Genomic DNA, 23568 nt, shown 5'->3' with positions numbered 1-23568 from the left:
AAATGAAAACCACCCCCAACACAGTCGGCAGCGAGGAATCGCTGGCCGAAAGAATCCTTTTGTGGACCCTCATGCTGGTGCAGTTCACGACCATCGTGGACTTCATGATCATCATGCCGCTGTCCTCCGACCTGATGCGCGAGATGCAGATCGGCACCGCGCATTTCGGCCTGGTCATATCGGCTTACGCCATCGCGGCGGCGGCTTCGTCCCTGCTCGCGGCGGCCATTGCTGATCGCTTTGATCGCCGCCACGCCCTGTTATTCACCTTTGCCGGCCTGGCCGTCTCGACCCTGGGCTGTGCGCTGGCCCACGGCCCGACCGCCCTGCTCGCGGCGCGCGCGCTGGCCGGGCTGTTCGGCGGCGTGCTCGGCTCGATCACCCTCGCCATCGTCGGGGATGTGATCCCGATGCAGCGCCGTGGCCGCGCCATGAGTGTGGTCATGCTGGGCTTTTCGCTGGCCGCCGTGGCGGGCGTGCCGGCCGGGCTGTTCATTGCCGCGCACTATGGCTGGCGCATGCCCTTCGTGGCGCTTACCGTGCTGTGTCTGATCATCGGCGTCGTCGCCTGGCGCTGGGTGCCCAGCGTGCGCGGCCACCTCGTGGCACGCGCCAACGCGCCGGCGCAAAGCCTGCTGCAAAGCTGGCGCGAGCTGCTCGCCGTGCCCAACCACTGGCGTGCCTTCGTGCTGAACTTCCTGCTGATGTTCTCGGGCTTCCTGATCATTCCCTACATCGCGCCTGCGCTGGTCGCCAATGTCGGGCTAAGCCAGGCCCAGCTGAGCTGGATCTACCTCGTCGGCGGCGCCGGCACCCTGATCTCGCGTCCCATCCTCGGCCGCCTGACCGACAAGTATCCCTATATCCGCGTGCTCAGCTGCGTGATCATCGTCTCCTGTATTCCGATGATGCTGGTCACCCTCACCCTGCCGCTGTCCCTGCCCTGGCAGCTGCTCTTTGCGATGCTGTTCTTCGTGCTGGTCAGCGGCCGTTTCATCCCCGCCATGGCGATGACCACCGCCTCCACCGAGGCGCGCTTCCGTGGCCGGGTGATGGCCTTCAGTTCTGCGGTACAGAACTTCGGCTCGGGCAGTGCAGCCTTTATCGCCGGCCTGATCCTCAGCACCGACGAAGCTGGCCGCCTGCTGCACTTTGAATGGGTCGGGGTACTCGCCTGCGCCATCGGCCTGTTCGCCATCTGGGCGGGCAGCAAGGTCAAGCGGATCTCATAAGCAGCCGCCGCTGACCCGCTCGATGCCGGCCAGATCGCGCCAGGACTGCACCTGGCCGAAGCCGGCGGCGCCAAGCAGATCGCGCACCGCCGCAGCCTGATCGTAGCCATGCTCGATCAGCAGCAGCCCACCGGCATTCAGATGCAAAGGCGCCTGGGTAATGATCAGGCGAATATCGTCGAGCCCATCCGCCCCGGATGTCAGCGCGCTGCGCGGCTCGAAGCGCACGTCGCCCTGGGCCAGATGCGCATCGCCTTCCGCGATGTAGGGCGGATTGGTGACGATGAGATCGAAGCGCTCGCCGGCGACCGGCGCAAACCAGCTGCCGTGCAGGTAGCGCACTGGCGCCGACAATCGCTGCGCATTGTCTTGCGCCACGCTCAGCGCGGCGGCCGAGGCGTCGATGGCGCTGACCTGAGCTTCGCTCGCGAGCGCAATGGCAATGGCGATGGCGCCGCTGCCGGTGCCCAGATCGAGGACACGCGCAGCTTTGGCGCCCGCCCCTCTCCCGGCCTCCGGCCACCCTCCCCCCGGGGGGAGGGAACTGCTGCGAGCAGGCCCGGCGTCTGCCGTTCCCTCTCCCTGGGGGAGAGGGTGGCCGTCAGGCCGGGAGAGGGGGAGCGGTGCGATCATGGATAACGCCAACTCCACCAGCAACTCCGTCTCCGGCCGTGGAATCAGCGTATCCGGCGTGACGCGCAACAGCTGACCGTAGAACTCGCGGCAGCCAAGGATATGCGCCACCGGCTCGCCAGCCTCGCGGCGCGTGACCCAATCGACGAAGCGTGCCGCCGCCTCGGCAGGCAGTGCACGCTCGGCAAAGGCGACCAGGGCCGCAGCGCTGGCGCCGCTGGCTTCGCGCAGCAGCACTTTGGCATCCACCGCGTCGATGCGCGCACGCGCCCAGGCCAGCGCTTCGCCCAGCGTGGCCGGCAGGCTCATGCGTTGTCTTCGGTCAGCGCGGCGAGCAGCTCGGTCTGGTGCTCGGTGATCAGCGCATCGATGAGTTCGCCGATGTCGCCGTCCATCGCCGCGTCGAGTTTGTACAGCGTGACATTGATGCGGTGATCGGTAATGCGCCCCTGCGGGAAATTGTAGGTGCGGATGCGCTCGGAACGGTCGCCGCTGCCGATCAGGCTCTTGCGCGTCGCCGCTTCCTTCTGCTGCGCGGCGCGGGTTTGTGCGTCCATGATGCGCGAGGCGAGCACGCTCATCGCCTGCGCCTTGTTGCGGTGCTGCGAGCGGTCGTCCTGACATTCGACAACGATGCCGGTCGGGATGTGGGTGATGCGCACCGCCGAGTCGGTTTTGTTGATGTGCTGCCCGCCGGCGCCGCTGGCGCGGAAGGTGTCGATGCGCAGGTCGGCCGGGTTGATGTTTACTTCGGCCACTTCGTCGGCCTCGGGCATCACCGCGACGGTGCACGCCGAGGTGTGGATGCGGCCCTGCGTCTCGGTGACCGGCACGCGCTGCACGCGGTGGCCGCCGGATTCGAACTTGAGCTTGGAGAACGCGCCCTGGCCAACCACGCGGGCAATCACTTCCTTGTAACCGCCCAGATCCGACTCGCTCATCGAGACGATTTCGACCCGCCAACCCTGGCGCTCGGCATAGCGCGTGTACATGCGCAGCAAATCGCCGGCGAACAGTGCCGCCTCGTCGCCGCCGGTGCCGGCGCGCACTTCGAGGAACAGATTGCGCTCGTCGTTCGGGTCCTTGGGCAGCAGGGCGATCTGCAACTCGGCTTCGATGCGCGTCTGCGCCTCGCGCGCATCGCTCAGCTCGCTTTGTGCCAGCTCGCGCATTTCGGGGTCGGCGAGTAGCTCTTCAGCGCTCTTCTCGTCGGCCTCGGCGCGCAGGAAGTCCTGCCACAGCTTGACCACCGGAGTGATGTCGGCATGCTCGCGGGTGAGCTTGCGGTACTGCTCCATATCGCCGGTCACGCCTTCGCTGGCGAGCAGGGCGTCGAGTTCTTCGAGGCGTTCGCGCAGCTGCTCGAACTTGTTACGGATACTGGTTTTCATTGTTGTTCTTTGTTACCCGGCGAAGCGCTGGCATCGAGATGGAACAGCGCGCGCACGATCTGCGCGGCTTCTTCGCCATCGGCATGATTGAGGTATTGCGAGGGCCCGTGCAGCAGCTTGTTGGTCAGCCCGCGCGAGAGCTGTTCGAGCACCTGCTCGGGCTTGTCGCCACGCGCGAGCGCACGCAGCGCACGCGCCAGCTCGTCCTGCCGCAGCTGCTCGGCATGGCCACGCAGGGCGCGGATCACCGGCACCGCGTCGCGGCCCTCGACCCATTGCGCGAAGCTGCTCACGCCGGCATTGATGATCTGCTCGGCTTCCTGCACCGCCGCCTCGCGCGTCGCCTTGCCCTGCGAGACGATCTGCGCCAGATCATCGACGGTGTACAGGAACACATCGGAGAGTTTTGCCACCTCGGGCTCGATGTCGCGCGGCACGGCCAGATCGACCATCACCATCGGCTTCTGGCGCCGTGCGCGCAAGGCGCGCTCGACCATGCCACGGCCGATGATGGGCAGCGGACTGCCGGTACAGGAGATGACAATATCGAACTCATCAAGGCGCTCCCCCGCCGAAGACAGGGCGATCGCATCGCCACCGATGCGCTGCGCCAGATCCGCGGCACGGCTGAAAGTACGGTTGGCCACGCTCATGCGCTGCGGCGCAGTGGCGGCAAAGTGGGCGGCGGCCAGGGCGATCATCTCGCCGGCGCCGATGAACAGCACACGGGTTTCCTGCATGCTGCCGAAGATGCGCTCGGACAGGCGCACGGCGGCAGCGGCCATCGACACCACGCTCTGACCGATGGCGGTGTTCGAGCGCACATCCTTGGCGACCGAAAAACTCTTCTGGAACAGGCGGTGCAGAGTGCTGCCCAGGGCGCCTGCGGATTCGGCCTGCCGCGCCGCCTCCTTGAGCTGGCCAAGAATCTGCGGCTCGCCGAGCACCATCGAATCGAGCCCGCTGGCGACACGGAAGACGTGGCGCACGGCCTCGGCGTCCGGGTGCGTGTAGAGGTAGGGCGAGATCTCCGGCAGGCTCAGCCGGTGGTAGCTGGCCAGCCAGTCGGCGGCTTTCTGCGCGTCTTCGGTCGCGCAGTACAGCTCGGTGCGGTTGCAGGTCGACACAATCGCCGCCTCGGCAATGAAGGGCTGACTGACCAGTTCAGAGAGCGCCGCCGCCAGGCGCTCAGGCTGGAACACCACACGCTCGCGGATGGCGAGAGGTGCGGTCTGGTAGTTGAGGCCGAGGGCAACGAGTTGCATGGGCTGCATCGGGCGATTATCCGTCAGGTCTTGCCTGCAGGTTGGGACGGAATGCGGAGCTTCGTTCGGCAGGGCAGAAAATGAAACGGGCCAACGCCTGGTGGAGGTCGGCCCGCTGCGATGCGGCAGGATTTTAGCACAGGCCCACTTTGACGCAGCCTTTGAGCAGGCACGGGATAAGCTGACGCCCCCCGCACCAGCTTGATGCAAAAGAAGGGACACTGCCCCAAACCATGCACTTGATTGACTCACGCCTTTGTTGCTGCGGCGCCTAGCGTGGCCTCGCCCGCCAATGGCAAGGCGCCGGGAGCAAGGCATGCGCTGACAGGATGGAGCGCCAAACGGCTCGCTCAGCGCTCCTGCAGCAAAGAGCGGCGGAACGACAGGATGTGTCCTTCGACGCTTGCGACAGCGGCCTCCGCATCGCCAGCCGCCAGCGCGGCGACGATCATCTGATGCTCTTGCTGCACTTCAAGGAGATGACCTGGCGCCGACAAAGAGATCGCCCAGAAACGTTGCGAACGCGCATGCAACACACGCAGAACTTCGATCAGTACGGGGTTGCCCGAGGCGTCGGCAATCAGTTCGTGGAATTGACGGTCGCAGCTCATGGTGCGTGCCACGTCGCGCTCCGCAACCGCCTGATCAAACGCTGCGGCAGCCTGGCGCAGGGCGTCGAGCTGGCTGGCGGTAATGCGTCGCGCGCCGAGCCGCGCGCTCAAGCTTTCGTTGGCCAGACGCACATCGATCAGGTGCAGCGCGTCATCGATGGACAATGGCGAGACCATGACGCCCTTGCGCGGGATGATCTGCACCAGACCTTCCGTGGCCAGCCGGTGCAGGGCGTGATTGAGCGGCGTGCGCCCCAGCTGCAGATCGCTCATCAGGGCCGCCGTATTGAGGTAGTCACCTGGACGATAGACAAGCGTCGTCAGGCCTTCCTTGAGGCGTTCATAAGCCAGTTCATTTTGCGACGCGCCGTCGCCTGATTTGCGCGGCGCCGTCCGGTTTGCAACTGCGTTTTTTTTCGCGGTGGCCACAGTCCCTCCCAACAATCGCACGGTAGTGCCAATCGTAACACGGAGATGGCATGAAATTCGCTTGAAATAGCACTAATACTTCTGTGATATTTCACAGTTCTATTAGCAAACGCGCAAGCACCAAAGCCATAGAGTTTTTGCCCCAGAAAGGATCTTCCATGAAACGCCTGCTTCCCCTTCTGCTCGCCGCCAGCACCGCCTGGGCGCCGCTCGCCCACGCCGATGAATTGCCTGCCACCCAACTCAAGATCGTCGGCGGCCTGAGCAATCTGAGCCAGTACAACGATTTCGAACGCCCCTTCTGGACGCTGAAGATCCCCATGGCCTCCGGCGGCAAGATCACGGCCGATATCAAGGGCTTCAATGAAATGGGGCTCAAGGGACCGGAAATGATTCGCCTGATGTCGCAAGGCGTGGTGGAGTTCGGCACGTCGACGCTGTCCTACTTTGCGGCCGACAATCCGATCAACGAGGCTATCGACCTGGCCGGCCTGGCGCCCGACGTAAAGACCGCACGCGCCGTGACCGAGGCCTTCGAGCCGGCCTACACCAAGTTCTACGCCCAATCCGGCGTCAAGCTGCTGGGCATTTCGACGTATCCGGCCCAGGTCTTGTTCTGCAATGCCGACTTCAAAGGTCTGGCCGATCTGAAGGGCAAGAAAGTCCGCACCAGCAGCCGCACCCAAGCAGAGTTCGTGGAAGCCTTCGGTGGCTCCAGCGTCACCATGGCCTTTGGCGAAGTGGTGCCAGCGCTGCAGAACAAGGTGGTGGACTGTGCAATCACCGGTTCGCTGTCAGGTTATTCGGCCAAGTGGTACGAGGTCGCAAGCCATCTCTACGCCCTGCCGATCAACTGGAACCAACAGATCCACGCGGTTAACCAGAAAGCTTGGGACAAGCTCAATCCCAAGGTGCAAGCGCTGCTCAGCAAGGAAATCAAAGGCCTCGTCAGCAGCATCTGGGCGGCGGCTGACAAGCAGACGCAAGAAGGCTACGACTGCAACAGCGGCGCAGCCAGCTGCACGCAGAGCGTCAAGGGCAAGATGGTCCTGGTCCAGCCGAGCGCAGCAGATCGTGCCCTGCTGAAAAAGGTGCTGCAAGAATCGGTGCTGCCGAAGTGGGCCGCCCGTTGCAACGTCCAGTGCGTCAAGGACTTCAACGCAACCATCGGCAAAACCGTCGGGCTGACCGCCAGCAAGTAAGGCGCCGCTCGCTTTGAGCATGACCACAGCGGCGGTATTCCGGTACCGCCGCATCGAGAACAGATCATGACCAATTCATTCCTCTACAGTGACACGCCTCTGCGCTGGGCCAACGCACTCTCGCGCCTGGCCGTATGGGCTGGTGGCGCGCTGACCATTGCCAGCGTGCTGCTGATTTCATTCGACGTGCTGGCGCGCAAATTCCTCGGCTTCAACACGGGCGCCGCCGACGAGCTCTCAAGCTATGCCTTTGCCATCAGCACCTCGTGGGCGCTGGCTTTTGCCACCTTGCAACGCGCCAACATCCGTGTCGACGTGCTCTACCAGTTATTGCCGGTGCGCCTGTCCGCGCTGCTGGACTGGCTGTCGCTGGTCTCGCTGGGCGTCTTCATGGGCTTTCTGACCTGGTATGCCAGCGACGTAGTGATCTCATCCTGGACGCAGCACTCGGCCTCCAATACCACGCTGGGCACTCCGCTGTGGATTCCGCAAGGTTTGTGGTGCCTGGGTTTGCTGTGGATGTGTGTGGTGCTGGCGCTGATGCTGGTGCGCGCATCGACCGCCCTGGTCACTGGCAACACCAGCGCCATCAAAGAACTATGCGGCATGCGCTCGGCGCAGGAAGAGGCCGATGAGGAAGCGGCCGCCGGCGAACGTCTGGTGCAGGCTGAACGCAATGAGGAAGCACGATGATCGCCACGACCCTGATTCTATTGCTGGTGCTGATCGGCCTCAGCTTGCCGGTTGCCGCCGCCCTCGGCGTGCTCGGCCTCACACTCGACCCGCTGTTCTCGATGCTGCCGCTGTCGCGCGCCATCGGCGAACTGTCATGGAGTTCCAATAACGAATTCCTGCTGGTCTCCATCCCCCTGTTCGTGATGCTCGGCGAAGTATTGCTGCGCGCCGGTTTTGCCGAACGCATGTATGGCGCCATGAGCCTGTGGCTGTCGTGGCTGCCGGGCGGACTGATGCACGCCAATATCGGCGCCTCGACCCTGTTTGCCGCGACCTCGGGCTCCAGCGTGGCGACCGCCGCCACCGTCGGCACCGTCGCCCTGCCGCAGATCAAGCGCTACGGCTACAACGAACCGCTGTTCCTGGGCAGTCTGGCGGCCGGCGGCACACTGGGCATCCTCATCCCGCCGTCGATCAATCTGGTGATCTACGGCGTGCTGACCAATTCCTCGGTGCCCAAGCTCTACCTGGCCGGCATCCTGCCCGGCTTTGCGATGGCAGCGCTGTTCATCCTCACCGTGATCATTGCCTGCCTGATCAAGCCAGCCTGGGGCGGCCAGAAAATCCACGCCAGCTGGGGCGCACGCATGCACAGTCTGGTGCATCTGGCGCCGCCCTTGGCGATCTTCCTGCTGGTGGTCGGCTCGATCTACGCCGGCATCGCCACGCCGACCGAAGCGGCCGCGCTGGGCGTACTCGGCGCCCTGCTACTGGCCGCCTGGTTCCGTCGCCTGAGCTGGAACATGCTGCGCGAATCCATCGAAGGCACCATGCGCTCGACCGCCATGATCATGCTGATCGTGATTGCCGCGAATTTCCTCAACTTCGTCATGTCGGCCACCGGCATCACCTCGGCGCTGACCAATTCGATCAGCGGTCTGGGGCTGTCGCCAGGCTGGATGCTGCTGGTTGTGGTGATTTTCTATCTGGTACTGGGCTGCTTCATGGAAACCTTGTCGATGATGATCACCACCATCCCCATCGTCGCGCCGATCATGATCGGTCTCGGCTATGACCCGATCTGGCTGGGCATCGTGATCATCATCCTGGTCGAAGCCGCGCTGATCACACCGCCCGTTGGCCTCAACCTGTTCGTCGTGCAAAGCCTGCGCAAGGCCGGCTCGATGAATGACGTGATCATCGGCGCGCTGCCCTTCGTGGCGGCCATGTTCTTCATGCTGCTACTGCTTGCCCTGATGCCCGATCTGGCGCTGTGGCTGCCGCGCATCTTCGCCTGAACACCTCCTCTGACCAAGACTGACTATTCCCATGCAAGCACAATTCAAGATTGAATACGCCAGCGCCGCACGCGAGCTGGCCATCGACATCGACACCCTGGTGGTGGCCGGCTGGGCTGGCCGCGACCTGGCCGCCATCGAGCATCACATCGAAGAGCTGGCCGCCATCGGCGTGCCGCGTCCGAGCAGCGTGCCGCTGTACTACCGCATCGGCCACAACCAGCTGACCCAGGCGGACACCGTGCAAGTGGTCGGCCCGCACTCGTCCGGCGAGATCGAAACCTTCATCTTCGCCGCCGAAGGCCAGCTCTATGTGAGCATCGCCTCCGACCACACCGACCGCAAACTCGAATCGCACAGCGTCGCCCTGTCCAAGCAGATCTGCCCCAAGCCAGCCGGACGCAGCGCCTGGCTATACGCCGAGGTCGAAGCGCACTGGGATGAGCTGATGGTGCGCTCGTGGATCGAGGAAAACGGTCAGCGCGTGCTCTACCAGGAAGGCCCGCTGTCGACGCTGCGCACGCCGCGTGAGCTGATCAGCGGCTATCTTGCCGCCACGGGCCTGGCGCAACTGCCCGATGGCACCGGCATGAGCTGCGGCACGGTCGCTGCCATTGGTGGCATCCGCCCGGCGAATGTGTTCGAGATGGAGCTGTATGATCCGCGTCTGCAGCGCTCGCTCAAGCACTCCTACACACTGCAGATCCTGCCCGAGGTGGCCTGATGTCCAAGTCTTCCTGCTTGCAACGTACCGAAACTGCGCTGGCCGCGATCAGCGCCGCTGGCGACGAGGGCGCGCGCATTTTCACGCGTGTCTATAGCGCGGCGGCGCTCGCGGCAGCGCAAGCGGCCGATGCGCGCGCCGCGCAAGGCATCCGCCTGGGGCCGCTGGATGGACGCCTGGTGTCGATCAAGGATTTGTTCGATGTCGCCGGCGACACCACCACGGCAGGTTCGGCGGTGCTGCGCGATGCGCCGCCCGCAGCTGCTGATGCCGCCATCGTGCAAAACCTGCGCGCGGCCGGCGCAGTGATCATCGGCAAGACCAATATGACCGAGTTCGCCTTCTCCGGCATCGGCATCAATCCGCATTACGGCACACCGGGCAACGCCTGCGATATCACACGCATACCCGGCGGCTCTTCGTCGGGCGCGGGCGTCAGCGTGGCACGCGGTCTGGTCGACATCGCCATCGGCTCGGACACCGGCGGTTCGATCCGCATCCCGGCTGCGCTCAACGGCGTCACCGGCTTCAAACCGACGCAGGCACGCGTTTCGCGCAGCGGCGCCTATCCGCTGTCATTCAGCCTCGACACTGTTGGCCCGCTGGCGCGCAGCGTGCTCGATTGTGCCCAGGCCGATGCCGTGCTCAGCGGCACCGCCTGGCAAGCGCTGCCGACGCGCTCGGTCGCAGGTTTGCGCATTGGCGTGCCACGCGGCTTGCTGTTCAGTCAGTGCGAAGACGAAGTGCTGGCCGCTTTCGAAGCGACGCTGAGCGCACTCAGCGCAGCCGGTGCCAGCGTGCATGATCTGGCCCTCGACGAATGGCTGGGCGCGCCTTTCCGACTGCAGGAACAAGGCACCTTGGTGGCCGCCGAGGCCGCCCACATCCACGCCGCCGTGCTCGCCAGCAAGCCCGAAGCGCTCGACGCGCTGGTGCTGGGGCGCATCCGTCGTGGCGAGAAGATCACGGCCGCACACTATGTCGGCGTGCAGCAGGCGCGCACGGCCTTGCAAAGCGCGCTTGATGCGCAGCTCGCCGACTTCGATGTGCTGCTGCTGCCCACGGTGCCCTTTGTCGCGCCACACATCGCGGCCTTGCAGGACGAAGCGGCATTCACGCAGGCCAACCTGCTGGTGCTGCGCAATCCATCAGTGTTCAATTTCTATGACCTGCCGGCCTTGTCCCTGCCGATCAGGCGCGAGACAGGCGCCATGCCGGTCGGCCTGATGGTGGTCGGTCAGCGCAACAGTGATCGCAGCCTGCTGGCCATCGGCGCCGCCTTGCAGGGCATGCCTGGATTGCGCTGATCGGCAACACCCGTTCAGCCAGCGCAGGCTCAATACACATCGCGGCGATAGCGGCCCTGGGCGGCTAGCGCCGCGACGCCGTCCTGGCCGAGCAACTCGGCGAGCAGTGCGTCGACCCCGGCAGCCATACCTTGCAGGCTGCCGCAGACGTGGATCACCGCGCCGCGTTCAAGCAGCGCGCGCAGACGCGGCGCCTGCTGGCGCAGGAAGTCCTGCACATAGGCGCCCTCCGCGTCGCGCGAGAAGACGCGGTCGAGTTCCAGCAGGCCGCGCGCGATCCAGTGATCGAACTCGCTGGCGCAGAGGCTGTCGCTGGCGCGCTGGCGCTCGCCGAACACCAGCCAGTTATCGCCAAGGCCGTGGCGCACGCGTTCGCGCAGCAAACCGCGCAGACCGGCAATCCCTGAACCATTACCGATGAACACGCAAGGACGTGACTCCAGACTCACACTGAACGCCGGATTGGGCTGCAGGCGCAAAGCCAGCGTGCCGCCCAGCGGGCAATGCGCGGTCAGGAAACCCGAGGCCAGACCCATGCCGCCGGCGTGGTGACGCTGGCGGACGATCAGCTGCAGCACGCCGTCTTCACGAATCGAGGCAATCGAATACGCGCGCGGCGGCAACGGCTCGATCTGCTGCAGCAGGGCCGCCACATCGCCCGCCACGCAGCTGGCCGGCAAGACCGAGGTGGCAAACCACTCGGCAAGTGAGCGGGTCGTGCCGGCGTGCTGACAGCGCTGTTGCGGATCGAAACCATGCGCGCGCAGAAAGGCTTCCACCAGCAGGGGCGGATGCTGCGGCTGGATCTGCGCCAGCGCCCCCGGCTGCCAGGCCGGCAAGGCGGCCGCGCTGGCGGGCAGCAGGCTCAGCTCGAACAAGGGCTCGCCACTGCTGCCCGGATTGAGCAGGTCGCGCTGCTGCAGTTGCCAATCCTGCCAGATGGGTGCGACCTCGGCCGGGGCCAGGCGGTCGAGCGTGTCAGCCGCGACGCCGAAGCGGCTGAGCCCCTGAAACCAGGGTTCCAGTGCCTGCGGCTCGCTGTCACACACGGGGGTGAGCGGCTGCAGGGGCGAGGCGCCAAACTGCAGCAAGCTCGCCTGCAAGCGCTGGCCGAAGGCGCAGAACTGGGCGTACTGGCGATTGCCCAGCGCCAGCACGGCAAAGCGCAGATCGGCGAGGCTCAGTTCCGCTTGCTCCAGCGCATGCGCAAAGCCGCGCGCCTGATCCGGCGCCTGGCCTTCACCGAAGGTACTGACGACGAACAAGGCCTGCGGGTAGCCTGCCAGCTCCAGCGGCGCCAGGCCGGCCAGGGATTTGACCACGACCCGGCGTCCGGCCGCCTGCAAGGCCGCCGCGGTGCGCAGCGCCAGGGATTCGGCGCGCCCGCTCTGGCTGGCCCAGGCCACCAGGATGGTCTGTTCCTCGGTGTCGCCCGCCCCGGCGGAGGGCGTCAGGGCCTTGCGCTGCGCAGCTGCATCACGCTGCTGGCGGCGCCGGCGCAGGTACAGCAACCAGCCGCTGATGCCCAGCAGCGGCAGCGCCAGGGCCGAGAGCATCATCAGGATGCGCACCGGCAAACCGAAATAGCGCCCCATGTGCAGCGGGTAGATCGCTGCCAGCGCGCGCTTGCCCGCGCTTTGTTCGGCAAAGCGCTGATCCTTTTTGAGCTCGCCATCAAGCGCGATCTGGATGCTGTTGCGCTGCCGCTCGTGGGCGGCATCCGGCGCCAGCCAGAGGATTTCCAGCGCGCCGCCGGCACGCTCCGGCAAGCGCAGACGCAGCTCGCGCCAGGCCGGCACCGTGTCCTGGAAGCGCTGCCAGGCCGCGCTCAGATCGGGCGCTGCGGCGGGCTCCGCCTTCGCTTCGGGTTTGTTGCGCCCCTCGGGCTTCATGCGCGGCGCGCGTTTGACATCGGCCCAGCCATCGACCGTGCTGCGCACCGCATCGAAAGACCAGTAGATCCCGGTGCTCGCCAGCAGCAGCCAGGCGGGCAGCGCCCAGGTCGCCACCACCGCGTGCAGCGCCCACAGAAAGGGGCGCCCCTTGAGGCGCGGGTTGAAGCTCAGCCAGACACGCCAGTTCAGCGGCTGGCGCGGCCAACGCAGGTAGATGCCGGAGGCGATCAGCCACAGCAGACAGATCGACAGAATGCCCGCAGCCACACGGCCCGGCTCACGCGGCAGCAGCAGGAAGCGGTGCAGGCGCTCCACCCAGTCGAAAAAGGCCTGTCCGCGTGCCGTGCCGAGCAGCTGGCCGCTGTAGGGATCAACGTAGAGCGGCAGCGCCTTGGGCGCGCCCGGCGGCGTCTTGAGCAAGAGCTCGACGCTATGTCCCGGCGTGGCGCTGAAGATCGCCGTACCGATCGTCTGCCCGGCCGGCAGCGGCCCCAGCGCCGCCAGCAATTGCGGCGGCGTGAGCGCTGGAGTGCTGCGCTGTGGCACGCTGAGCACGCCCGGATTGAGTGCGGCCAGCCACTCCTCTTCAAAGGACAGGGTCGCGCCACTCAGGCCGATCAGCATCAGCAAGCTGCCTGCCGTGATGCCGACCACCCAGTGCAGCTGGAACAGCGTCCAGCGGACCAGGGCGCGCGCGCCTGAGAAAAGGGTCGCCATCAGCGCCTCAGAGGTCGATCTTCATGCCGAGCTTGATGGTGCGCGGTGCGCCTGCAGCCAGACGGGTGCCGGCGCCGGCCCAGTATTCCTTGTCAGTCAGGTTCTCGACATTGAGCTGCCAGCTCACTTGCTTGCCGGAAATGTGCGTGACATAGCGTGCGCCTGCGGTGTAAATCGTCACCGAGGACAGCCAGGCCTGGTTCAGGTCATTGACCGGGCGACGACCGGTGAAGTAGCTGCCGCCACTGAGGCTCAGGCCCGGCACCCAGGCGATGTCGTAGGTAAGGAAGGCGCTGGCGGTGCGGCGGGCGGCATTTTCGGGCAGCTTGCCTTCATAGGCCGCCGCCGTGCGCACGAAACGCGGGTCCAGCCATTGCGCCGAGGTCATCCAGCCCAGTGCCGGCGTGATCTGCCCTTGCGTCGACAGCTCGATACCACGGTAGCGTTGCTCGCCATCGCCGACGTAATCACCGGCGGTATTGGTGTAGGCGCCCGGCCGGTCGATCTGGAACAGCGCGACCGACAGCAGGGTGCCGCCTGCGCTCTGCCAGCGGCTGCCCAGCTCGTATTGCTTGCTGACGCCCGGCGCCATGCGCTGGCCGACGTTATTGGTGCCCGTCGGCGCCGTATCGCCTTCCTCCAGACCGCGTGCATACGAGGCGTAGAACGACAGCGCCTGCAGCGGCCGATACACCGCCGCCAGCATCGGCGTGGTCTTGCTCACGTCGTAGTGGTTGTCGCTCTGGTCGCTGCGGTACATCGAGTGGCGCAGGCCACCGATCAGCTGCCAGCGCTCGCCCAGATTGATGCGGTCCATGGTGTAAAAGCCGGTGTCGGTGGTATTGAGCTCGGCGGTGCTCGGGGTGGCGGCGGCGGCGGTCCAGGTGAGCGCGCCAATCGGCACCGGGTTGTAGAGATTCTGGCTGGCGTAGGCGTAGCTCGACTGGTAGATCGGGTCCTGCGACTTGGTGGTGTGCGAGACGCCGATGCTCAGATCGTGCTGCACGCCAAGGGCCTCGACATTGCCGTAAAGCTCGGTCTTGAGCAGGTCGGACTTGAGCAGCGAGTGCTGGCTGGTGCCCTGGATACGCCCGGCGCCGGTGGCCACCGTCGCCGCGCTGGTGAAGCGGAAGGTGGCCAGATTGCGGTCACGCGAGGTCTGCGCATGGCCGCCTTCGAAACGCACGGTCCAGTCATCATTGAGTGCGTAATCGGCCTTGATCAGCGCATTGACGGCGTCGGTTTCGAACTTCGCTGAATCGGGGCCAACCAGTTTGCTGGGATCAACCGGGTGCGGCAGGGTGATCACGTTGCTCACCGCGGTCGGCAGGGTTATGCCGACTTGCTCGGTGGTCTTGCGATGGTCGTATTCGACATCGGCGCTGACCCGCAGGCGGCTGGAGATACGACCGTCAAAGGCCAGCGCGGCAAAGCGCCGATTGCCATTGTCCACACCATCCAGATAAGAGCCCAGATTGCCGCCGCCGGCATTCAGACGCAGGCCGTAATCGCCCTGCTCGCCCAGACGACGGCTGATGTCCGCCGCGACAATCGCCGTGCCGTACTGATCGAGATTCATCGACACGCTGCTCAGCGCCGTCTTGGTCGGTCGCTTGGTGACGTAATTGACGATGCCCGAGGGCGCCGCAAAACCGTAGTACAGCGCCGAGGCGCCCTTGAGCACTTCAACGCGCTCCTTGTCCTCAAGCATGGCCTGGCCGAAGTTCATCAGCGGCAAGCTGCCGTTGAGGCGGTAATTGGTGCGGTTCTCGACGGTGATGCCGCGAATCACCAGCTGGTCCCAGGTCTCGCCGCCGTTTTGCTGGCGCGTCACCCCGGCGGTATTGCGCACCGCATCGTACAGACCGCTGGCGCCCTGGCGATCGAGCGCTTCGCGTGTGACCACATTCACCGTGGAGGGCACATCCATGATGTCGGAGCCACGGAAGGTGCCGGCCTCGACGCGCTGCGGACGCAGGCCATCGTTTTTCCTGGCGCTGACGACCACGGCGTCGAGCTGCGGATCAGCCGCTTCGTTGCTGGCCGCCCAGGCGGCAAGGGGGAGGTTCAGAAAGCTGAGGGCAAGACAGATACGGCGTTTGGACAAACAAGCTGCGGCATTCATTAGGATGACTTCTCGGCGGCGGTGATTCAGGACAACTGCTGCACCACAGCGTTCGTGGCCTCGCGCAACAGCATGCAAATGATAACTATACGCATTTGCGTGCTGCACCGCCAGATCAAGCGCCAAGCTACGTTCAACACAAAGCCCAGAATGACAAAGCCCCGTCTCGCGACGGGGCCTTGCGTGCCTTTTTACTGCTCGAACGACTGCGCTCAGAAAGCCTTGCTGACCGTCACGAACGCCTTCTTCTTGGCGATATTGGAGCTCGTCGCACCGTTGGCCAAGCTGATGAAGTTTTTGTACGCCGTCGGCTCGTTGGTGCCCGAGTAGAACACGCCTGCCGACCAGCCCGCCGGCAGCGCATGGCTGACGCCGACCTTGTAGTAATTGATGTTGAGCCCCTTGGAATGCGCGATCACCTGACGACCGAGCTGGCCGCTCAGGGTCCAACCTTCAACAACGTCATAGCTCGCATTGGCTTCGTAGAAGTAGGAACCCTTGGTGCTGCCGGTCACGCCCGCGCTGGGATTGCCCGCAAAACCGGTGCCGGTCGGCGAGTTGTCGGTGCTCCAGCCGAAGTATTCGGTCATCGTGCGGCCGGCCTTCAGGCTCAGGAAGGAATACGAGACCGACGCATAGACTTCCAGCGTGTTCAGGCTGTTCGGCGCGGTCGGCGAGAACACCGAGTCCTTCCAGTTGCCGCCCGGGTAGGTGTAGTACACGGCGCCCACATCGTAGCCGACGGTATCGGCGATCTTGTTACGGTAGCCACCGAAGAAGTCCAGCTCACCCTTGGCGCCCGGCAGCCATTGCGAGGACACGGTTTCAAACGCGGTACCGACATAGATGCCCGATGCATGATCGGCCTCGACGCTGGCTTGCAGACTGGGCTTGCCCCAGCTCTGCGACTGACCGCGGAAGATGTAGTCACTGACCACACCGACCGTTGCCGGGAAACTCCAGTCGGATGCAGCCGGTGCCGCATCAGCAGCTTGGGCGGCAGGCATGGCGAGCAGCGCTGCCGCAACGGCGGCACCCAGCACACTGCGATGGATAAGACTTGCGTGTTGAACGGACATGAAACTCTCCTTTGAAAAGAGGGGTGTGGATTTCGCCGGGGCAGACCTGAACGTCATCTCAGGGTTCGACCGACAAGGCTTGCGCGTCCCTCGCGGGCGCAGCGAGGGCATCGCTGTCGTCCTTGAGGTCAACGCCGGTGCGACCGAGCTGGCGCGCGCCGGCAATCAGGAAGGCGAGCTTGCGCGCAGCCTCCGCGTAGTCCAGGCCTTCCGGCCTGACATTCGAAATACAGTTGCGCTGGGCATCGTTGAAACCGACGCGTGGCTGCGCGGTGAGGTAGATGCCCAGGCTGTCCGGCGAGGACAGGCCGGGCCGCTCACCGATCAGCATCACCACCATGCCGGCCTTGAGGATCTCGCCCACCTCGTCGCCCAGCGCCACGCGCGACTGGGTAGCGATGAGGATCGGGCTGTCGCGCAAATCGGGGAAATACGGCAGCAGGTTCATCACCAGCTGCAAGGCATGGCTCTGCGTCGCCAGCGAAGACAAACCATCGGCCACCACGAAGGCCAGCGGCGGCTCGGCCGGCCAGCATTGCGGCGCTTGCTGGCCAAGCTGCTGCGCCGAGGCCTCGGCCAGACGGCGCCCCCAGTCGGGACGGCGCAGATAGCTGGCGCGATCCGGCGCACGACTGGCGACATGCAGGCAGCGGAAACCCTGGTCGGTGAACGTCTCGGCCAGGCTCTCCACATCCAGCGCCTGATGCACGGCATCGCGTGCCTGCGCATGCGCCAGGCCGAAGCGCAGCACTTCACGGCTCGGCATGCTGACGCCGCTGCGGCCCAGCGCGACACGTGCGCGGGTAAGGCTTTGCAGGCCGGTCCAGGGGTCGTGGGTGATCGCCGCAGGATTCTTGATCGATTTACTCATGCGCGGCGCTCAAATACTGTTGGCATGGGCCAGCAGGGCCTGTTGCGGCCCCGGCGGCAAGAGTTCGCCGCGATAATCGGTGACACCCATGCGTTCGAGCCAGTCCTCGAACTCCGGCGCACGCCGGCGGTTGAGCACACGGCGCAGGTACAGCGCATCGTGGAACGAGGTGCTCTGGTAGTTCAGCATGATGTCATCGGCCCCCGGCACGCCGATGATGAAATTGATGCCCGCCACCCCCAGCAAGGTGAGCAGCGTATCCATGTCGTCCTGATCGGCTTCGGCATGATTGGTATAGCAGATATCACAGCCCATCGGCAGGCCCAGCAGCTTGCCGCAGAAGTGATCTTCAAGCCCGGCGCGGATGATCTGCTTGCCGTCGTACAAATATTCCGGACCGATAAAGCCGACCACGGTATTGACCAGCAGCGGCTCGAAGCGTCGCGCCAAGCCATAGGCACGCGTCTCGATGGTTTGCTGGTCGGCACCGTGATGCGCATTGGCCGACAGCGCACTGCCCTGCCCGGTTTCGAAATACATCACGTTGTCGCCCACCGTGCCGCGCTTCAAGCTGCGCGCGGCATGCATGGACTCTTCGAGAATCGCCGCCGTGACGCCGAAACTCTTGTTCACGCCCTCGGTGCCGCCAATCGACTGGAACACCAGATCCACCGGCGCGCCCTTCTCGATGGCGCGAATGGTATTGGTGACATGCGTCAGCACACAGCTTTGCGTCGGCACATCGTATTGTTCGCGAAAGTTGTCGATCAGGCGCAGCAGCGCGCTGATCGCCGGCAGACTGTCGGTCGCCGGGTTGATGCCGATGACCGCGTCACCCGCACCGTAGAGCAGACCGTCGAGCATCGAGGCGGCAATGCCGCGTGCATCATCGGTCGGGTGATTCGGCTGCAGGCGCACCGCCAGGCGGCCGCGCAGCCCGATGGTATTGCGAAAGCGCGTCACCACCTCGCACTTGGCGGCGACCAGGATCAGATCCTGATTACGCATCAGCTTGCTCACCGCCGCCACCATCTCCGGCGTCAGGCCGCGTGCCACAGCCTTCAGCGCGGCGGCATCGGCCTGATCAGACAGCAGCCAGTCGCGCAGCTCACCGACGGTGAGACTGGCGACCGGTGCAAAGGCCTGCGCATCGTGATCATCGATGATGATGCGCGTGACTTCGTCTTCTTCGTAGGGCACCACGGCTTCCTGCAGGAAGCGCGCCAGCGGCAGGTCGGCGAGCGCGATGCGTGCCGCCATGCGCTCCTCCTCCGAGGCGGCCGCCACGCCGGCGAGCATGTCGCCCGAGCGCAGCGGACTGGCTTTCGCCAGCAGAACCTTGAGGTCTGCGAACACATGCCGCCGGACGCCAACGCTTGCAGAATAGGCCATGGTGCTGCTCCGTTACGCCAGGACTCAGTTCGCCTCGGATGCCAGGGCATCCATCGGCAGCGCCGTGCGCTGGCTGTGCGTCAGCAGGAAGTAGGCGTAGCCGACAGCCATGATGCCGACGAACACGGCAGCCAGCAGCGGATTGAACCAGCTCACCGTGATCAGGCAGATCACCGCACCGGTCAGCGCAATGGCCGGGAAGATCGGGTAGAACGGCGCCTTGTAGGTACGCGTCAGGTTCGGTTCGCTACGACGCAGCTTGAACAGCGAAGCCATGCTCAGGATGTACATCAGCAGCGCGCCGAACACCGACATGGTGACGATGTTGGCGGTCAGGGTCTGACCACCGAAGGACAGCAGCTCGTCGCTGAAGATCGCCGCGATACCGACCACACCACCGGCGAGGATGGCACGATGCGGCGTCTTGAAGCGCGGATGCACCACGCCGAACCAGCCCGGCAGGTAACCCGAACGTGCTTGCGCATAGATCTGACGCGAGTAGCCGAGGATGATGCCGTGGAACGAAGCCACCAGACCGAACAGACCCAGCCAGACCAGCATGTGCAGCCAGCCGCTGGACTCACCGACGATCATCTTCATCGCTTGCGGCAGCGGGTCATTGATATTGGCCAGCTTGGTCCAGTCGCCCGCACCGCCAGCGAAAACCATCACGCCGATGGCCAGCACCACCAGGGTAATGATGCCGCCGGTGTAGGCAATCGGAATCGAGCGCTTCGGATCACGCACTTCTTCAGCCGCCATCGCCACGCCCTCAATCGCCAGGAAGAACCAGATGGCGAAAGGAATCGCTGCAAAGATGCCGGGAATCGATGCCAGCGAGAAGCTGTCAGCGCCCGACCAGCCGCCCTTGGTGAAGTTCTCGAAGGAGAAGCCCGGTGCGACCACGCCCATGAACACCAGCAGTTCGAAGATGGCGAGGAGGGTCACGAAGAGTTCGAAGGTCGCAGCCACCGTCACGCCGACAATGTTCAGCGCCATGAACACCACATAGGCGCCGGCCGCTGCGATCTTCGGATCGAGACCCGGGAACTGCACGTTCAGATAAGCGCCGATAGCCAGCGCGATGGCCGGCGGGGCAAACACGAATTCGATCAGGGTGGCCATGCCGGCGAGATAACCGCCAGTGGGGCCAAAAGCGTGATAGCTGTAGGCGAATGGACCGCCTGCATGCGGAATGCTGGTGGTCAGCTCGGTAAAGCTGAAGATGAAAGTGCCATACATCAAGGCCACCGCCAGGGTGGTGATCAGGAAGCCCAGCGTCCCCGCGCTGGCCCAGCCGAAGCTCCAACCGAAATATTCCCCCGAAATCACCAGACCCACGGCGATGCCCCACAACTGCAAGGTACCCAGACTGGCCGACAGACCTGTGGCCGGACTTGATTTACTCATGTTTGACTCCCACTTGTTCAGTGAGTGCATCGTGTCGCAGAGTGCCGTAAAGCCGTTATCAAGATTTGGCACCCGACTATCAAAAATCGGCACAAATGCACTGCCCGTCACGCACCATGGCTGTGCCGGCCCCCTCAGGCTCTATCACTAAAGCGCTACGCGCAAATTCCGTGAGCCGCCGCAAATCCTTTACTGGAGCGCCTTGGCGAAAGCCTCAAGACTCACGCAGAAGAGGGTACGACATTTGCTTTCATGTCACGCAGTTGTCACAAAGCGACTGCGCAGGTCACGGCATGTACCCATTTTCCACGCTCTCTCCCGCCACCGGCTCGGCACTTGACGAAGCCTCCGGCGAGAAATTCATCTACCGCATCACACGCGCCAATGACGCCGATGAGCACGCGCTCAATCTGTCGCGCTGGGACCAGCGTTACGACCAGCTCTCGGCGGGCAGCTTCGAGGGCATGGTCAGCGAGCTATGGTTGCCGAAGACGCAGATTTTCGTCGAGCGCGCCAATCGCCAGCTGCGCCAGAGCTGCGCAGCCTGGCATCAGTCGATCTGGTTCGGCATTCCGGCCGCCGAAGACGGCATGATGAGCATGGGCAGCAAGCCCCTGCCCGAGAATGCCATCTGCATCCGCGATGGCGGCGCCGAGTTCGACCTGCTGACCGCACCGGACTTCGACCTCTACGGCGTGGTGGTGGATCGCCTGAGCTTTGCCGAATACCTCGCCCAGGAGCACGCCCAGGATCTGGACCATCTGCTGCGCCAGCGTGATGTGATCGCCGTTGCGCTGTCGCACAAGGCGCGCCTGTGTGCGGCCCTCTCCAATGTGCTCGACGATGCGCGCGACAATGCGCAGCACGCCAGCCAGGCGCTGAGCAGCGATCTGCAGACGCGCGTGTTCGATGCGCTCTCCGGCGTCCTGCTTGGCGCTCATGCCAGCACGCCGACACCGCGCCGGCAAATCAGCCGTCAACAGACGGTGGCGCGCATCCGCGAACAACTGCTGCAGAACCCCGGCCAGCCGCCGAGCATTCCCGAGCTCTGCGAGCGCCTGCACCTGAGCCGCCGCGCGCTGCAGAACTGCGTCGAAGAAGTCACCGGCATGCCGCCACTGAGCTATATGCGCAGCATCCGCCTCAATGCCGTGCGCCGCCAGCTCAAGTACGGCCACGATGGCGAATCGGTCTCCAGCGTGGCCTACGCCTGGGGCTTCAACCACCTCAGCCAGTTCGCCAAGGACTACCGCCAGCTCTTCGGCGAGCTGCCCTCGGCCGCCCGCCAGAGCGCCGGCCACTGACGCTGCGCCCGCCGGGCTGCGCATGCCCGGCGCCTGTCTGCCCGCCTCACGAGGCTCGGCATGAATCGCCCTGCTGGTACACAATACGGATCGCTCCTGACGCGCCGACTGCGGCCGTCCTCTCAACAGGGAATCCTGATCCATGTCCGGCACCAGCAAGTCTCAACACACTCCGCCTGATCAACTCGCGCGCCTGATCGGCGCCGCCATCCTGTTGGTGATGCTCGACTACGGGCGGGACGTGCTGATCCCGGTCGTTCTGGCGGTCTTCCTGGCCCTGCTGATCGCGCCGCTGATCCGTCGGCTGCGCCACTGGGGACTGGGGCAGACACAGGCTGTCGCCCTGTCGGTGCTACTGCTGTTCGTGGGGGTCGCCAGTACCACCATGGTGCTCGGCTCACAGGCGATTCGTCTGGCCAGCAGCCTGCCGCAGTACGAGCGCACTATCCGCGATAAGCTGCAGAGCGTCGACAAGCTGACCCTCGGCAAGCTCAATGCCATCGTCAATCAGGCTGACCACCTGGCCAGCAAGCTCTCGCCCGAACATCAGGCGGCAGCGCCGGGCTTCGCGCTGACGCCCAACGCAGACAACCCGACACCGCCGCTGCGCGTGCAGATCGAGACGCCGCACGCCAAACCCTTCGAGATCGTCACCAGCGTCGTGCACACCGTGCTGCCGCCGCTGGAGACAGGCGGCATCGTGCTGATCGTGCTGATCTTCATCCTGCTCGATTACGACTCGCTGCGTGACCGCGTGATCCGCTTGATCAGCGGCGGCAATCTGCGCGCCACCACGCAAGCCATCACCGACGCCACCGAGCGCCTGTCACGCTTCTTCGTCTCGCAGTTTGCGGTCAATGCCCTGGTTGGCGGCCTGGTGGCCCTTGCGCTGGGGCTTGCGGGGCTGAGCGGCGCACTGTTCTGGGGGGCACTCACCGCAGTGGCGCGCTTCATCCCCTACATCGGCATCTGGATCGCCGCCGGTGCGGCCACCGTCATGGCCGCCGCGATGTCCGAGGGCTGGAGCCTGATGCTGATCACCGTGCTGATCTTCCTGTTCATCGAGATCGTCATCGCACAATTCTTCGAGCCCAAGCTCTACGGCCACTCCACCGGACTGTCGCCACTCTCGGTGGTGATCGCCGCAATCTTCTGGAGCGCCATGTGGGGCCCGATCGGCCTGATCCTGTCCACGCCGCTGACGCTCTGCCTGGTGGTCGCCGGGCGCTATGTGCGGGCGCTCAACTTCCTCGAAATCCTGCTCGGCGACATCTCGGCACTGAGCCTGGCCGAACGCTTCTACCAGCGCTCGTTGTCCGGCGACTCGGCCGAACTGGTGCGCGGCCTGCGCAAGTTCCTCAAGGACAAGCCGCTACACCAATACAGCGATCAGGTGATGCTCGCCGCGATCCGCCTGGCCTACATCGACTTCAGCGAGAACGAGATCACGCAGGACGAGCAGGCACACATGAATCACGCCATCCTCGCGCTGATCAATGCCATGTCACATCAGCGCCTCACCAAACCGCGCAGCCGTGCCGCCTCGGTACTGGCCGCCGCCAGCGGCAAGGCCGATACGCGCCGTGCCAAGCCGGTCGCCGCGCCCGAGCACAGCGTGTACGTCACCCATCTGGATGGCCCGGTGTCCAGCCTGGTCGCCCAGGTGATGGTCAATGTGCTGCACAGCGAACACATGGCCGCCCGCCTGATCGCGCCTGCCGCCTTGAGCGAGCTGGCCGGCCGCCAGGACATCCCGCTGGTCATCATCAGCTGCGTCGCCCCCGAAGACCATGCCCGCGCCCTCGGCGAAACCCTCACCGCCTTGCGCGCACTGCAGCCGCACACCCCGCTGGCGGTGATGCGCGTACTCGAAGAGATCGATGCCCCCTTCACCCGCCCCAGCGCCGCCGAGTGCGGCGCCGACGCGATGGTCGGCAATTATCAGGACGCGGTGGATCTGGCGTACAGCCTGCTGGCAAAGGAAGCGCGAGCCACGCAGCAGGTCTGA

Annotated in this window: 18 protein-coding genes; 8 read left to right on the top strand and 10 right to left on the bottom strand. The window is 64.9% G+C overall.

Annotated features, from left to right (window positions below; all coding sequences use genetic code 11):
• Positions 1-2: 2 nt before the first annotated feature.
• The gene (locus ABDB84_RS08235) at positions 3-1232 is read left to right on the top strand and encodes an MFS transporter (protein WP_345919233.1); all 1230 of its coding nucleotides are present in this window, start codon (positions 3-5) and stop codon (positions 1230-1232) included.
• Here the strand turns inward: ABDB84_RS08235 and ABDB84_RS08230 are convergent.
• The 4 genes from ABDB84_RS08230 to ABDB84_RS08215 form a co-directional block, all read right to left on the bottom strand.
• Positions 1227-2174, bottom strand: coding sequence for a HemK/PrmC family methyltransferase (locus ABDB84_RS08230; RefSeq protein WP_345919232.1), 948 nt, complete (start codon positions 2172-2174; stop codon positions 1227-1229). The two genes, ABDB84_RS08235 and ABDB84_RS08230, sit on opposite strands and share 6 nt — an antisense overlap.
• Positions 2171-3256, bottom strand: coding sequence for a peptide chain release factor 1 (gene prfA / locus ABDB84_RS08225; protein WP_345919231.1), 1086 nt, complete (start codon positions 3254-3256; stop codon positions 2171-2173). Before prfA ends, ABDB84_RS08230 begins: the two co-directional genes overlap by 4 nt.
• Positions 3253-4521 (bottom strand): glutamyl-tRNA reductase, encoded by a 1269-nt coding sequence (gene hemA / locus ABDB84_RS08220; protein WP_345919230.1) that lies wholly within the window; start codon positions 4519-4521, stop codon positions 3253-3255. Before hemA ends, prfA begins: the two co-directional genes overlap by 4 nt.
• A 350-nt stretch (positions 4522-4871) precedes the next feature.
• Positions 4872-5561 (bottom strand): GntR family transcriptional regulator, encoded by a 690-nt coding sequence (locus tag ABDB84_RS08215; RefSeq protein ID WP_345919229.1) that lies wholly within the window; start codon positions 5559-5561, stop codon positions 4872-4874.
• A gap of 158 nt (positions 5562-5719) precedes the next feature.
• Here ABDB84_RS08215 and ABDB84_RS08210 point away from each other — a divergent pair, with 158 nt between their 5' ends.
• The 5 genes from ABDB84_RS08210 to ABDB84_RS08190 all read left to right on the top strand — a co-directional run bounded on the left by ABDB84_RS08210 (position 5720) and on the right by ABDB84_RS08190 (position 10767).
• Positions 5720-6763, top strand: a complete 1044-nt coding sequence (locus ABDB84_RS08210; protein ID WP_345919228.1) for a TRAP transporter substrate-binding protein — start codon at positions 5720-5722, stop codon at positions 6761-6763.
• Positions 6764-6829: 66 nt separating this feature from the next.
• Positions 6830-7456, top strand: a complete 627-nt coding sequence (locus tag ABDB84_RS08205) for a TRAP transporter small permease subunit (protein ID WP_345919227.1) — start codon at positions 6830-6832, stop codon at positions 7454-7456.
• Positions 7453-8736: a TRAP transporter large permease gene (locus tag ABDB84_RS08200; protein ID WP_345919226.1), complete on the top strand. Its 1284-nt coding sequence runs from the start codon at positions 7453-7455 to the stop codon at positions 8734-8736. Before ABDB84_RS08205 ends, ABDB84_RS08200 begins: the two co-directional genes overlap by 4 nt.
• Before the next feature lie 31 nt (positions 8737-8767).
• Positions 8768-9460, top strand: coding sequence for a DUF2848 domain-containing protein (locus ABDB84_RS08195; RefSeq protein ID WP_345919225.1), 693 nt, complete (start codon positions 8768-8770; stop codon positions 9458-9460).
• The gene (locus ABDB84_RS08190) at positions 9460-10767 is read left to right on the top strand and encodes an amidase (protein ID WP_345919224.1); all 1308 of its coding nucleotides are present in this window, start codon (positions 9460-9462) and stop codon (positions 10765-10767) included. Before ABDB84_RS08195 ends, ABDB84_RS08190 begins: the two co-directional genes overlap by 1 nt.
• A gap of 29 nt (positions 10768-10796) precedes the next feature.
• Here the strand turns inward: ABDB84_RS08190 and ABDB84_RS08185 are convergent, their stop codons facing one another.
• From ABDB84_RS08185 to eat, 6 genes are all read right to left on the bottom strand, one after another.
• Positions 10797-13379 (bottom strand): PepSY domain-containing protein, encoded by a 2583-nt coding sequence (locus ABDB84_RS08185; protein ID WP_345919223.1) that lies wholly within the window; start codon positions 13377-13379, stop codon positions 10797-10799.
• A 7-nt stretch (positions 13380-13386) separates the two neighbouring features.
• On the bottom strand, positions 13387-15486 hold the full coding sequence (locus ABDB84_RS08180; protein ID WP_345919222.1) for a TonB-dependent siderophore receptor: 2100 nt from the start codon (positions 15484-15486) through the stop codon (positions 13387-13389).
• 230 nt (positions 15487-15716) lie between these two features.
• A complete protein-coding gene (locus ABDB84_RS08175; protein ID WP_345919221.1) occupies positions 15717-16583 on the bottom strand; it encodes a TorF family putative porin in 867 nt (288 codons plus the stop codon).
• A gap of 58 nt (positions 16584-16641) precedes the next feature.
• On the bottom strand, positions 16642-17454 hold the full coding sequence (gene eutC, locus ABDB84_RS08170) for an ethanolamine ammonia-lyase subunit EutC (RefSeq protein ID WP_345919220.1): 813 nt from the start codon (positions 17452-17454) through the stop codon (positions 16642-16644).
• 9 nt (positions 17455-17463) lie between these two features.
• Complete coding sequence (locus tag ABDB84_RS08165; RefSeq protein WP_345919219.1) at positions 17464-18846, bottom strand: ethanolamine ammonia-lyase subunit EutB; 1383 nt, start codon at positions 18844-18846, stop codon at positions 17464-17466.
• A gap of 24 nt (positions 18847-18870) precedes the next feature.
• A complete protein-coding gene (gene eat, locus ABDB84_RS08160; RefSeq protein ID WP_345919218.1) occupies positions 18871-20256 on the bottom strand; it encodes an ethanolamine permease in 1386 nt (461 codons plus the stop codon).
• A gap of 293 nt (positions 20257-20549) precedes the next feature.
• Between eat and ABDB84_RS08155 the strand changes: the two genes are divergently transcribed.
• Both ABDB84_RS08155 and ABDB84_RS08150 read left to right on the top strand, forming a co-directional pair.
• The gene (locus ABDB84_RS08155) at positions 20550-21560 is read left to right on the top strand and encodes a helix-turn-helix domain-containing protein (RefSeq protein WP_345919217.1); all 1011 of its coding nucleotides are present in this window, start codon (positions 20550-20552) and stop codon (positions 21558-21560) included.
• 142 nt (positions 21561-21702) lie between these two features.
• The gene (locus ABDB84_RS08150) at positions 21703-23568 is read left to right on the top strand and encodes an AI-2E family transporter (protein WP_345919216.1); all 1866 of its coding nucleotides are present in this window, start codon (positions 21703-21705) and stop codon (positions 23566-23568) included.

This window comes from Uliginosibacterium sediminicola (assembly GCF_039631295.1).
GTDB classification, from domain to species: Bacteria; Pseudomonadota; Gammaproteobacteria; order Burkholderiales; family Rhodocyclaceae; genus Viridibacterium; species Viridibacterium sediminicola.
Note: the sequence above shows the minus strand (reverse complement) of the source record. Positions and strands in the feature narration are given on the sequence as shown.

What these genes read in the sequence shown, in the direction of transcription:
- ABDB84_RS08175 (WP_345919221.1), bottom strand. Translation starts at nt 16,583, where the DNA reads ATGTCCGTTCAACACGCAAGTCTTATCCATCGCAGTGTGCTGGGTGCC.
- ABDB84_RS08200 (WP_345919226.1), top strand. Translation starts at nt 7,453, where the DNA reads ATGATCGCCACGACCCTGATTCTATTGCTGGTGCTGATCGGCCTCAGC.
- ABDB84_RS08210 (WP_345919228.1), top strand. Translation starts at nt 5,720, where the DNA reads ATGAAACGCCTGCTTCCCCTTCTGCTCGCCGCCAGCACCGCCTGGGCG.
- ABDB84_RS08205 (WP_345919227.1), top strand. Translation starts at nt 6,830, where the DNA reads ATGACCAATTCATTCCTCTACAGTGACACGCCTCTGCGCTGGGCCAAC.
- ABDB84_RS08150 (WP_345919216.1), top strand. Translation starts at nt 21,703, where the DNA reads ATGTCCGGCACCAGCAAGTCTCAACACACTCCGCCTGATCAACTCGCG.
- hemA (WP_345919230.1), bottom strand. Translation starts at nt 4,521, where the DNA reads ATGCAACTCGTTGCCCTCGGCCTCAACTACCAGACCGCACCTCTCGCC.
- eutC (WP_345919220.1), bottom strand. Translation starts at nt 17,454, where the DNA reads ATGAGTAAATCGATCAAGAATCCTGCGGCGATCACCCACGACCCCTGG.
- eat (WP_345919218.1), bottom strand. Translation starts at nt 20,256, where the DNA reads ATGAGTAAATCAAGTCCGGCCACAGGTCTGTCGGCCAGTCTGGGTACC.
- prfA (WP_345919231.1), bottom strand. Translation starts at nt 3,256, where the DNA reads ATGAAAACCAGTATCCGTAACAAGTTCGAGCAGCTGCGCGAACGCCTC.
- ABDB84_RS08195 (WP_345919225.1), top strand. Translation starts at nt 8,768, where the DNA reads ATGCAAGCACAATTCAAGATTGAATACGCCAGCGCCGCACGCGAGCTG.
- ABDB84_RS08235 (WP_345919233.1), top strand. Translation starts at nt 3, where the DNA reads ATGAAAACCACCCCCAACACAGTCGGCAGCGAGGAATCGCTGGCCGAA.
- ABDB84_RS08155 (WP_345919217.1), top strand. Translation starts at nt 20,550, where the DNA reads ATGTACCCATTTTCCACGCTCTCTCCCGCCACCGGCTCGGCACTTGAC.
- ABDB84_RS08185 (WP_345919223.1), bottom strand. Translation starts at nt 13,379, where the DNA reads ATGGCGACCCTTTTCTCAGGCGCGCGCGCCCTGGTCCGCTGGACGCTG.
- ABDB84_RS08230 (WP_345919232.1), bottom strand. Translation starts at nt 2,174, where the DNA reads ATGAGCCTGCCGGCCACGCTGGGCGAAGCGCTGGCCTGGGCGCGTGCG.
- ABDB84_RS08165 (WP_345919219.1), bottom strand. Translation starts at nt 18,846, where the DNA reads ATGGCCTATTCTGCAAGCGTTGGCGTCCGGCGGCATGTGTTCGCAGAC.
- ABDB84_RS08190 (WP_345919224.1), top strand. Translation starts at nt 9,460, where the DNA reads ATGTCCAAGTCTTCCTGCTTGCAACGTACCGAAACTGCGCTGGCCGCG.